Source organism: Streptococcus sp. SCPM-O-B-15304 (M98) (assembly GCF_058200215.1).
On sequence record NZ_JBYQGQ010000011.1, the window covers coordinates 16,810 to 30,380 of the forward strand.

Below are 13,571 nucleotides of genomic sequence, written 5' to 3' on the forward strand. Positions count from 1 at the left end.
TGCATCGTACGATGCACTAGTTTCTTATTAGAAAGTTGACTGTTATCAATACTTTACAGAGTTGATTAGTCTTCTTTCTTTTTACGAGCCATAAGTCCGAATCCACTCAAGATACCTACTAAACCAAGGGCAGCAAGACCAGCATGGTCTTTAGTACCAGTATTTGGCAACTGAGGAGTAGTTGTCTTAGCTCCTGTTTCAGTTACTAGAGCTGATTTACTTGGTGTTTCTGGAACTTGGATTGGTTTTGGTTCTGGTGTCGGAACTGGATCTGGCGTTGGTTTCGAATCTGGTGTCGGCACCGGATTCGGTGTTACCACCTTCTTGTAGATGTGTTGGATATTACCATCTTTATCTACAACTGTCTTCACAAACTCGTAACCTGGAATTTCTTTCTTAGGCTGTTCACCATTCTCAGTCGGATATCCTGGAATTGGATTTCCATTTTCATCAACATAAGAGGTCGTAATCTTTTCGTAGACGTGCTCTGTATCTCCGTTCGGAAGTTTCTTAGTCTCTACGAAGCGGTAACCTGGGATTGCTTTCTTAGGTTGTTCGCCATCTTCACTTGGATTGCCTGGAATCTCGTTTCCTTCTTTATCCTTGAATGATGTCTTAACTTGTTCGTAGACGTGCTCGGTATCTCCGTTTGGAAGTTTCTTCGTTTCTACGAAGCGGTAACCTGGAATTTCTTTCTTAGGTTGTTCACCATCTTCACTTGGATTGCCTGGAATCTCGTTTCCTTCTTTATCCTTGAATGATGTCTTAACTTGTTCGTAGACGTGCTCGGTATCTCCGTTTGGAAGTTTCTTCGTTTCTACGAAGCGATAACCTGGGATTGCTTTCTTAGGTTGTTCGCCATCTTCACTTGGATATCCTGGAATTGAATTGCCAGCTTTATCTACAAATGTAGTAACTGGTGTTACTGTTGGGGTGTATGTTGCAGAAGCCTTAGTCCCGTTTACATCTTCACGAACAACTGTTACAGATGGAGCTGTACCTGTGAATTCAGGTTCTGGTTTGAAGGTTACTGTTCCGTCTGCTGCTACCGTATAAGTACCAACACCTGGGATAGTCTTCGTTGTTGAACCATCTTCGAAGGTTGCTGGTACATTATCATTCATTGGAACACGACTATCGCCTTCCTTGAATGCTGGTTTACCAGACTGTTCTTGACCTTTTGATCCAATAGTTGTAGCTGGTGTTGCTGTTGGAGTTACTGGTGTAACTGTTGGTGTGTACTTAGCAGTAACTGGAGTACCGTTCTTATCGACACGTTTAACAGTTACGCCTGTTCCTGTTCCTGTGAATGATTTTTCTGGGACGAAGGTCACTGTTCCATCTGGAGCTACTGTGTAGGTTCCTTCGCCTGAAATCACCTTCGTTGTTGATCCATCTTCAAATGTAGCTGGGGTATCATCATCCATTGGGATTGCAGGGTTACCAGGTGTGAAGCTTGGTGTACCTGTTTGCGTTTGACCTTGAATGTCTGTAGATGTTGCCGGATCAGCAGTTGGTACAACTGGAGTGATCGTCGGTGTGTAGGTTGTTTCAGCAACCGTTCCGTTAGTGTCTTTGGCTTGAACCTTAACTGGAACGACCTCACCTGAGTATGATTTATCAGTTGGTGTGAAGGTTACAACACTTGTATCCTTATCAACTGTGAATGTACCAACAACCTTGCCTTCTGGTGATTTAGCAACTACTGATTCAGCAGGTTGACCATTTTCATCAAGAAGGGTAATGGTAGCTTTGTCGATTGGTGCAACTGGGTCACCTTCTGTGAAGGTTACGGTTCCAGTTTGAACAAGACCTTGAGGACCAGTAGATTCCGCTGGTGTTGCAGTTGGTGTAACCGGAGTTACAGTTGGTGTATAAGTTGCAGAAGCCTTAGTGCCATTCATATCTTCACGAACAACTGTTACGGCTGGTGCTTCACCAGTGAATGATTTTTCTGGTACAAATGTTACTGTTCCGTCTGCTGCAACTGTATAGGTACCAACGCCGTCAACTGTCTTAGTTGTTGAACCATCGTCGAAGGTTGCTGGAACATCATCGTTCATTGGTACACGACTGTCGCCTTCAGTAAATACAGGTTTACCTGTTTGAGTTTGACCTTGCACATCAGTAGATACTGCTGGGCTTGCAGTTGGTGTAACAGGCGTTACAGTTGGTGTGTAAGTTGCTGAAGCTTTTGTTCCGTTCTTATCTACACGTTTAACAGTCACACCTGTTCCTGTTCCTGTAAATGATTTTTCTGGTACAAATGTAACCGTTCCATCTGGAGCTACAGTATATGTTCCTTCGCCTGGAATAGTCTTCGTAGTTGAGCCATCTTCAAAGGTTGCAGGTGTATCATCACCCATTGGGATTGCAGGGTTACCAGGTGTGAAGCTTGGTGTACCTGTTTGCGTTTGACCTTGAATGTCTGTAGATGTTGCTGGATCAGCAGTTGGTACAACTGGAGTGATCGTCGGTGTGTAAGTTGTTTCAGCAACTGTTCCGTTTGTATCTTTACCTTGAACCTTAACTGGAACAACCTCACCTGAGTAAGATTTATCCGTTGGCGTGAAGGTCACAATACCTGTTTCTTTATCAACGGTGAAGGTACCGATCACATCACCTGCTGGTGATTTCGCATCTACTGACGCTGCTGACTGACCATTTCCGTCAAGAAGAGTAATGGTGGCCTTGTCGATTGGTGCAACTGGGTCACCTTCTGTTAAGGTTACTCTACCAGTTTGAACCACACCTTGAGGACCAGTTGATTCTGCCGGAGTTGCAGTTGGAGTAACTGGTGTTACTGTTGGAGTGTAGGTCGCTGAAGCCTTAGTGCCGTTCTTATCTTCACGAACAACCGTTACGGCCGGCGCTTTACCTGTGAATGATTTTTCAGGGACAAAGGTTACTGTTCCATCGGCTGCTACTGTGTATGTACCAACGCCGTCAACAGTCTTCGTAGTTGAACCATCATCGAAGGTTGCTGGAACGTCATCGTTCATTGGCACACGACTATCGCCCTCAGTGAAGGTTGGTCTACCTGTTTGTGTTTGACCTTGTTTACCAGTTGATGTTGTATCTTCCGCAGTCGGAGTTACTGGTGTCACAGTTGGTGTGTAAGTCGCAGAGACTTTAGTGCCGTTCATGTCTTCACGAACGACTGTGACTGCTGGTGCTGTTCCTGTAAATGATTTTTCTGGAACAAATGTCACCGTACCATCTGAAGCCACCGTGTAAGTACCAACACCATCAACTGTCTTCGAAGTTGAACCATCATCGAAGGTTGCTGGAACGTCATCGTTCATTGGCACACGACTATCGCCCTCAGTGAAGGTTGGTCTACCTGTTTGTGTTTGACCTTGAATGTCTGTAGATGTTGCTGGATCAGCAGTTGGTACAACTGGAGTGATCGTCGGTGTGTAGGTTGTTTCAGCTGGAGTGTCGTTGGCATCCTTGGCTTGAACCTTAACCGGAACGACATCACCTGAGTAAGACTTATCAGTCGGTGTGAAGGTTACAACACTTGTATCCTTATCAACTGTGAATGTACCAACAACCTTGCCTTCTGGTGATTTAGCAACTACTGATTCAGCAGGTTGACCATTTTCATCAAGAAGGGTAATGGTAGCTTTGTCGATTGGTGCAACTGGGTCACCTTCTGTGAAGGTTACGGTTCCAGTTTGAACAAGACCTTGAGGACCAGTAGATTCCGCTGGTGTTGCAGTTGGTGTTACTGGGGTTACGGTTGGTGTGTAAGTTGCAGAGGCTTTGGTTCCGTTCTTATCTTCGAGAACAACCGTCACTGCTGGAGCAGTTCCAGTAAATGATTTCTCAGGTACAAATGTAACTGTTCCATCGGCTGCTACTGTGTATGTACCAACGCCATCAACTATCTTAGTCGTTGAGCCATCTTCAAAGGTTGCTGGAACGTCATCGTTCATTGGTACTCGGCTGTCGCCTTCAGTAAATTCAGGCTTACCTGTTTGAGTTTGACCTTGCTTACCTGTTGATGTTGTTGGTTCAGCTGTTGGGGTTACTGGGGTTACTGTTGGTGTATAAGTTGCTGTAACTGGAGTACCGTTCTTATCAACACGTTTAACCGTTACGCCTGTACCTTCTCCTGTAAATGATTTTTCTGGTACGAAGGTTACAGTTCCTTTCGGAGCGACTGTGTAAGTTCCTTCTCCTGGAATAACTTTAGTTGTTGAACCATCTTCAAAGGTTGCTGGCACATCATCATCCATTGGGATTGCAGGGTTACCAGGTGTGAAGCTTGGTGTACCTGTTTGCGTTTGACCTTGGATGTCTGTAGATGTTGCTGGATCAGCAGTTGGTACAACTGGAGTGATCGTCGGTGTGTAAGTTGTTTCAGCAACTGTTCCGTTTGTATCTTTACCTTGAACCTTAACTGGAACAACATCACCTGAGTAAGATTTATCCGTTGGCGTGAAGGTCACAATACCTGTTTCTTTATCAACGGTGAAGGTACCGATCACATCACCTGCTGGTGACTTCGCATCTACTGATGCTGCTGGTTGGCCATTTTCATCAAGAAGGGTAATGGTATCTTTGTCGATTGGAGCAACTGAATCTCCCTCAGTAAAGATTACAGTTCCAGTTTGAACAAGACCTTGAGGTCCAGTAGATTCAGCTGGTGTTGCTGTTGGAGTTACTGGTGTTACTGTTGGTGTGTACTTAGCAGTAACTGGAGTACCGTTCTTATCGGCACGTTTCACCGATACGCCTGTACCTTCTCCAGTGAATGATTTTTCTGGAACAAATGTTACGGTTCCATCTGGAGCTACTGTGTAAGTTCCTTCACCTGAAATAGTCTTTGTTGTTGAGCCATCTTCAAAGGTTGCAGGTGTATCATCATCCATTGGGACGTTTTCATTTCCTGGTGTGAAGGTTGGTTTACCAGATTGTTTTTGACCTTGTTTATCAGTTGAAGTTGCATCTTCTGCTGTTGGAGTTACTGGTGTTACAGTTGGTGTATATGTCGCAGAAGTTTTAGTTCCGTTCATATCTTCACGAACAACAGTTACCGCTGGTGCAGTTCCAACGAATGATTTTTCAGGAACGAATGTAACTGTTCCGTCTGCTACTACCGTGTAAGTACCAACACCATCCACTGTCTTCGTAGTTGAGCCATCATCAAACGTAGCTGGAACATCTTCATTGATAGCTACTGTTTTCTCAACACCATCAACGGTTACTGTTCCACCCTTGAATTCAGATTTTCCAGTTTGAGTCGCACCTTGGATATCCGTTGTTTCAGCTGGTGTAGCTGTTGGGGTTACTGGAACAATTTCAGGTGTGTAGATTGTATCCACCTTGATGCCGTTTGAGCTTTCAGCTTGAACCTTGGCTGGTGTTACAGCACCAGTGTATGATTTATCAGTCGGTGTGAAAGTCACTTGGCCAGTGGCTGGATTAATTGTGAAAGTACCGATTTCAGTTGTACCGTCAGCCGCATAAGCTGGCATAGTCGCCACTTCATTACCATCTTTGTCCAAAAGTGTGTAGCTATTATCTTTAATGGTAATGGCTTTATCTTCACCGTTCACTTGAACAGTTGTTCCTGCAAAGGTTGGTCTACCCGTTTGAGTGGCACCTTGGATATCTTTTGAAGTTGCAGGGCTTGCCGTTGGAACAGCTGCTACAACAGTTGGAGTGTAAGTTGCATCCGAAGTGATTGTCGCAGTCTTACCGTTCGCATTTGTAATAGTCGCAGTCGCTTGAACTGTTACACCAGTTGCAGTACCAACAAAGTCTTTTTCAGGTGTGAAGGTAACCGCTCCTGTAGTAGGATCAATTGTATAGCTACCTTCGCCCACTACCGTTACACTTGTTTCATCAGTTGGTTGGCCAGTAGCTGGATCTACTAATTTCTTGCTAGTTATCTTCGTAGCCTTGTCATTGCTTAACTCAAATGTAGGTGTTTGAGTTTGAGGAACGTTTTGAACATCCTCAGAAACCTTATTAGTAGGTGCAATTGTAACTGGCGTTACCGATGGTGTGTAGGTCGCTGAAGCTTTTGTACCATTCATGTCTTCACGAACGACTGTAACTGCTGGTGCTGTGCCTGTAAAGCTTGGTTCTGGAACAAATGTCACAGTTCCGTCTGCTGCTACTGTGTAGGTACCGACACCATCAACTGTCTTAGTTGCTGAGCCATCGTCAAATGTTGCGGCAACATCATCATTCATCGGCACACGGCTATTACCTGCAGTAAATTTAGGTTCACCTGTTTGCGTTGCACCTTGAACATCTGTTGATTCAGCTGGTGATGCAGTTGGGGTAACTGGAGTCACCGTTGGAATGTACTTAGCTGTGATTTCAGTACCGTTTTTATCAACACGTTTAACCGTTACGCCTGAAGCAGTTCCAGTGAATGATTTTTCTGGAACGAAAGTTACTGTTCCATCTGGAGAAACAGTGTATGTTCCTTCACCATCTACTGTCTTAGTGGTTGAACCATCTTCAAAGGTTGCAGGTGTATCATCATCCATTGGCACATTTGGATCACCTTCTGTGAAGGTTGGTTTTCCAGATTGTGTTTGACCTTGAATATCTGTCGATGTCGCATCTTCAGAAGTTGGAACAACTGGAGTAATCTTCGGTGTATAAGTTGTTTCAACTGTAGTTCCATTTGCATCAGCTGCTTGAACCTTAACTGGAACAACATCACCTGAATAAGATTTATCTGTTGGTGTGAAAGTAACTACACCTGTATCTTTATCAACTGTGTAAGTACCAATCACATCACCTGCTGGTGATTTCGCCTCTACTGAGGCTGCTGGTTGACCAGATTCATCAAGGAGAGTAATTGAATCCTTGTTAATTGGTACTACTTCATCACCTTCTGTGAAGGTTACGGTTCCAGTTTGAACAAGACCTTGAGGACCAGTTGATTCTGCCGGAGTTGCAGTTGGAGTAACTGAAGTTACTGTTGGTGTGTAAGTGGCAGATGCTTTGGTTCCATTCTTATCTTCGCGAACAACCGTCACTGCTGGAGCAGTTCCAGTAAATGATTTCTCAGGTACAAATGTAACTGTTCCATCGGCTGCTACTGTGTATGTACCAATGCCATCAACTGTCTTAGTCGTTGAGCCATCTTCAAATGTTGCTGGAACGTCATCGTTCATTGGTACTCGGCTGTCGCCTTCAGTAAATTTAGGCTTACCTGTTTGAGTTTGACCTTGCTTACCTGTTGTTTCAACTGGTGTCGCTATCGGTGTGACAGGAGTTACAGTTGGTGTGTAAGTTGCAGATGCTTTGGTTCCATTCTTATCTTCGCGAACAACCGTCACTGCTGGACCAGTTCCAATAAATGATTTCTCAGGTACAAATGTAACTGTTCCATCGGCTGCTACTGTGTATGTACCAACGCCATCAACTGTCTTAGTCGTTGAGCCATCTTCAAATGTCGCTGGAACGTCATCGTTCATTGGTACTCGGCTGTCGCCTTCAGTAAATTCAGGCTTACCTGTTTGAGTTTGACCTTGCTTACCTGTTGTTTCAACTGGTGTCGCTATCGGTGTGACAGGAGTTACAGTTGGTGTGTAAGTTGCAGAGGCTTTGGTTCCGTTCTTATCTTCACGAACAACCGTCACTGCTGGAGCAGTTCCAGTAAATGATTTTTCTGGAACAAAGGTTACTGTTCCATCGGCTGCTACTGTGTAGGTACCAACGCCGTTAACTTTCTTGGTAGTTGAGCCATCATCAAACGTAGCTGGAACGTCATCGTTCATTGGTACACGGCTGTCGCCTTCAATAAATTCAGGCTTACCTGTTTGAGTTTGACCTTGCTTACCTGTTGATGTTGTATCTTTCGCAGTCGGAGTTACTGGTGTCACAGTTGGTGTGTAAGTCGCAGAGGCTTTGGTTCCGTTCTTATCTTCACGAATAACCGTTACAGCTTGTGCCTTACCTGTGAATGATTTTTCTGGAACAAAGGTTACTGTTCCATCGGCTGCTACTGTGTAGGTACCAACGCCGTTAACTTTCTTGGTAGTTGAGCCATCATCAAACGTAGCTGGAATAGCTTCATTGATAGCTACTGTTTTCTCAACGCCATCAACAGTTACTGTTCCACCCTTGAATTCAGGCTTACCTGTTTGGGTGGCACCTTGAATATCAGTTGTTTCAGCTGGAGTTGCTGTTGGTGTGACAGAAACGATTTCAGGCGTGTAAGTTGTATCCACCTTGATACCGTTTGAGCTTTCAGCTTGAACCTTGGCTGGTGTTACTACACCTGTGTATGATTTATCCGTCGGTGTGAAGGTTACTTGTCCAGTTGCTTGATCAATTGAATAAGTACCAATTTCAGTTGTGCCATCTTCAGCATAAGCTGGTGTGCTTGTTACTTCATTACCATCATTATCCAAAAGTGTGTAGCTATCTTCTTTAATCGTAATCGCTTTATCTTGACCATTTACTTGAACAGTTGCACCTTCAAAGGTTGGTGTTCCAGTTTGTGTCGCACCTTGGATATCTTTTGAAGTGGCTGGTTGAGCTGTTGGAACAGCAGCTACAACAGTTGGTGTATAAGTCGCATCTGAAGTGATGGTTGAAGTCTTACCATTGGCATTTGTAATGGTTGCAGTTGCTTGAACTGTTACACCTGTTGCAGTTCCGACAAAGTCTTTTTCAGGAGTGAAGGTTACTACTCCTGTAGTAGGATCAATTGTATATGTTCCTTCGCCTGCTACTGTCACAGTTGTTTCATCGGTTGGTTGACCTGTTGCAGGATCAATCAATTTCTTACTTGTAATTTGAGCAGTCTCATCATCACTCAATGCAAATGTAGGAGTCTCTGTTTGAGGAACATTTTGAATGTCTTCAGAAACTTTATTTGTTGGAGTAAGAGTAACCGGATTTACAGTTGGTGTATAAGTCGCAGAGGCTTTGGTTCCGTTCTTATCTTCACGAACAACGGTTACGGCTGGTGCAGTACCTGTAAAGCTTGGTTCTGGAACAAATGTCACAGTTCCGTCTGCTGCTACTGTATATGTACCAACACCTTCCACAGTTTCAGTCGTTGAACCATCGTCAAATGTTGCTGGAACATCATCGTTCATTGGTACACGGCTATTACCTTCAGTAAATTCAGGTTTACCTGTTTGAGTCGCACCTTGGATATCTGTTGATTCAGCTGGTGTTGCTGTCGGTGTTACTGGTGTTACGGTTGGTGTGTAAGTTGCAGAGGCTTTTGTTCCGTTCTTATCTTCGCGAACAACCGTCACAGCTGAAGCAGTTCCAGTAAATGATTTCTCAGGTACGAAGGTTACTGTACCATCTGCTACTACTGTGTATGTACCAACACCGTCAACTGTCTTGATAGTTGAGCCATCGTCGAAAATAGCTGGAACGTCACCGTTCATTGGTACACGGCTGTCACCTTCAGTGAATACAGGTTTACCTGTTTGAGTGGCACCTTGAACATCTGTTGATTCAGCTGGTGCTGCAGTTGGTTTAACCGGTGTTACTGTTGGTATGTAGGTTGCAGATGCTTTGGTTCCGTTCTTATCTTCACGGACAACCGTTACGGCCGGTGCTTTACCTGTGAATGACTTTTCAGGAACAAAAGTTACTGTTCCATCTGCAGCTACTGTATATGTACCAACACCTTCCACAGTTTTAGTCGTTGAACCATCATCAAATGTTGCCGGAACAGCTTCGTTGATCTCAACAGTCTTCTCGACACCGTCAACAGTTACAGTTCCACCCTTGAATTCAGGTTTACCTGTTTGAGTTGCACCTTGGATGTCAGTTGATTCAGATGGTGTAGTTGTTGGGGTTACTGGAACAATTTCAGGTGTGTAGGTTGTATCAACCTTAATACCGTTTGAGCTTTCAGCTTGAACCTTGGCTGGTGTGACTGCACCTGTGTATGATTTATCAGTTGGTGTGAATGTTACAGTACCAGTTGCTGGATCGATCGTGAAAGTACCGATTGGCGTTGTACCATCTGCAGCATAAGCTGGCGTAGTTGTAACTTCATTACCATCTTTATCCAAGAGCTTATAACTATTTGATTTAATGGTTACAGGTTTATCTTGACCATTTACTTGGACAGTTGTTCCTGCGAAGGTTGGTGTGCCTGTTTGAGTGGCACCTTGGATATCTTTAGATGTAGCTGGTTGAGCTGTTGGAACAGCCGCTACAACTGTTGGTGTATAAATTGCATCCGAAGTGATTGTCGCCGTCTTATCGTTCGCATTTGTAATAGTCGCAGTTGCTTGAACTGTTACACCTGTTGCAGTTCCAACAAAGTCTTTTTCAGGTGCGAAGGTAACCGCTCCTGTAGTAGGATCAATTGTATATGTTCCTTCGCCTGCTACTTTCACACTGGTTTCATCAGTAGGCTGGCCAGTTGCTGGATCTACTAATTTCCTGCTAGTAATCTTCGTAGCCTTGTCATTGCTTAACTCAAATGTAGGTGTTTGAGTTTGAGGGACATTTTGCACATCCTCAGAAACCTTATTAGTAGAGCTGATTGTGGCTGGGGTTACTGTTGGAGTATACTTAGCAGTAGCTGTTTTTATAAATTCTGACTGAACTTGTTTATTTTTATCTCGTCCAACTGGTGCAGTAAGTGAAACTGTTACTCCCTTAGCAGTGCCAGTAAATCCTGGTTCCGGCACAAAGGTAACTTTCCCAGTCAAATCGTCTAAGTAGTAAATCCCTTCCCCTTCTACAGTTAGAACAGGGTCATTGATAACCTTGCCAGTCGTAGGACTCACAAACTTAGCTGGATAATCAAAATCAGGTGTGATTTTAACTTTCTCACCATTACTATTTGTTCCTTCAAGAGCAAATTCTGGAGTAGCTATTTGACTAGCTCCTTGAACATCTGTTGAAGTTTTATTTTCACCTTCGATATCCTTTGGAGTAACGGTTGGGATATAAAGTCCATCCATTGTATTTATCAAAGTATCAACATTAGCTTCATTGGCTGGAAATTTAGTTGACCAACCTGTGTCGTAGCCATTACTATCTGTACGACGGATAGAGATTCCATCAGCTGTTCCTAAGAAATTATCTTCAGGGATGAATTCTACATCTACGTCTTTACCATTTGCGGTAATTTTATATTTACCTTGACCTGGTACGACATAGTAGCCTTCAGCATCCAAAATAGCCTTGTTCCCATTTGCATCGACAATGTATGGTGCTACTGTTTCATCAATTTTTGCTGATTCAGTTAAGCTATAGCCTTGCAAACCTCGAGCAGTAAAGGCTACAGTTGCTGTTTGTTTAGCAGCTTGAAGACCAGAAGTTTCCTTGAATTCCCCTTTTGGTGGGTGCGTAATTTGAGTCTTGAAGTCTTCTACTTCTCCTGAGAAGGCCATACCTGTTGGGCTTTCAATTTCTTTAGCATTCTTAGGATACGAAGACGAACCCCTAATTCAGTAACACTAGGGTCAATATAAGTTTTGCTGTTTGCAAATGTTAACTCAACTATACCATCTTTCGTAATAGTAGCTAAATTTGAACGCTCGTCTTCATCGAAGGTTCCATTTTGATTGAAGTCTACCCAACCGTAGATATTTGCCTGTGCAGCCCCATCAGTATGGGCTTCAACAGAAATCTTATAATTACCTGGTTTGGTACGGTCCATCTTGATCATCTCATTGGTTTTCCCTTTAAGATTATCTGGAAGCAATTGGTCGATTCCTTCATCAGCCGTTGTCGCTTTATCGTCACCAGTCCAATCAAGGGTATTGTTTTCATCCATATCAGGACTCAAGTGGCCGAGATAAGGTTGGTTTACTTTCTTACCGGTAATCCCATCCACAGTTGCAATTGAATGAACTGCCTTGCCGTATGATTCAGGAGCATCTCCTTCATCAAGTGGGAAGAATCCAAGCATGGCTGATTGTTTACCTGAAGATGCGATATACAAGCCAACTTCGGACGCTCCACGTGTCATAACAAGGGGAACAGCAGCAATACTTGAAATATTTGGTCCAAAGACCCCTGTTCCGAGACCTCCAGTTGTTAAATCGGCACTTCCAAAGTACTTCCAAGCAACCGCTTTTTTATCTGGCCCAACTTGATTTGAACGTCGAAGTAGGTCAAGGTTCAACTTATAGTAGCCCATGCCATCTATATTAGTGGCAGGGTTTGGACCGAATAAATTGTCTGTATCTTGTGGAATATAAGTTTTATTATTGCCCTTGGGCCATTCCCCAATATGTTGCCAACCTTCTCCGTTTGTGGTGAACATAACCATTTCACCAGGGTTAGCGGACTCACCATCCGCCATGACAATGGCAGGTTTGACCACTTTTCCACGGAAGGTCGCAGAAACTTCAAACTGAACACCGATATTCCCACCTTCAAGTTCTGAACTGATAGTAGTTTTCTTAGTTGTACCAGTGTCAATACCTTCTTTTTTAATTTCAGTCCAACGGTTTTGAGCTTCGGCAATAACTTTAGCTTCTTCACCAGCAGTAAAAGCTACTCTCGTAGCAGGTGTATTAGTCGCATTCCCATAACCATTTCTTGCATTTGGATCATAGGTCGCTTTTTCAGCTTCTGTTGCTCCTCGGTCTTCAAGGCGTTTTTTATAAAGTTCTGTCGCCTGGAAGGGTTTCAAAGATTTAACCTTGATGGTAACCACATAACCCGGCATAATTTCCTTAGTATAGGTAGCCCCAACTTGGAGAGCAAGGTCACCTTTTGATGTTGTTGTGGTTCCTGTCCAGTTAGCTACATCGCCAAAGTCCAACCAAGAGATTTGGCTGGCTATGTCTTTAGCATTGATATTTGTTGTAAAGCCAGGTTTTTCTACCTTTGGAGTTGAAGTTGCGTCTTCAACGTCTGCACCAATTCCAGTAGCTGTTGCAGTATCCGCACGAAATGCTGTATTTTTATTAATCTCCTTACCATTACGAGGATCGTTCTGACCTGTATTTGCGATTGCATTTGTACCTTCTGCTGGCTGAGTATTTGCTGCTGGTTTTCCGATACTTTCTTCAGTTTTTTCAGTAACTTCAGCCTTAGCTTCCACAACTGGTTTTGCTTCTGCTACTACCTTATTTTTAAGTTTTGCATTTACCGTTGTTACAAGTGATTGATAAGCAGCATCCAACTCAGCTTGACTTTCAGCAGAGACAAGAACATTCTTAGCATTAACAAGACTTACTTTTAAAGCATCAATACTTTCATCAGTCTTATTGCTATATTTACCATTTGTCAGGTTTGTCTCAATCTCAGCAATATAGGCTTGTAATCTTGTTTGATCTAGTTCAGGCTTAGTCTCAGTTGCAACTGGGACAACTGGAGTTGCCTGATAAGTTGTAGCATCTTCTTTCTCAGCTTGAGACGTAGAAAGAGATTCTGGCTGTTCCTTTTCAGTTGTCACAGCAACCTCGTCAGTTTGCTTATTCTCAGCGACTTCTTCAGCTGCTACTCCTGTAGCAGTTCCAAGCATAACTAAAGTTCCTAGTAAAACTGAACAAACTCCTACATTTAACTTACGAATTGAAAATCGACTAATACGATCATTAAACAGATCATTTTTCACTAATATTACCTCCGAGTTGCATAAAATTTAACTT

Annotated in this window: 2 protein-coding genes; both read right to left on the reverse strand. The window is 43.5% G+C overall.

Annotated features, from left to right (window positions below; all coding sequences use genetic code 11):
* Positions 1-65: 65 nt before the first annotated feature.
* Positions 66-11,357, reverse strand: coding sequence for an LPXTG cell wall anchor domain-containing protein (locus AC3E7H_RS07430; RefSeq protein ID WP_490676331.1), 11,292 nt, complete (start codon positions 11,355-11,357; stop codon positions 66-68).
* Positions 11,336-13,537: a CshA/CshB family fibrillar adhesin-related protein gene (locus tag AC3E7H_RS07435; protein ID WP_490676332.1), complete on the reverse strand. Its 2,202-nt coding sequence runs from the start codon at positions 13,535-13,537 to the stop codon at positions 11,336-11,338. The genes AC3E7H_RS07430 and AC3E7H_RS07435 overlap by 22 nt, the downstream gene beginning before the upstream one ends.
* Positions 13,538-13,571 lie beyond the last annotated feature (34 nt).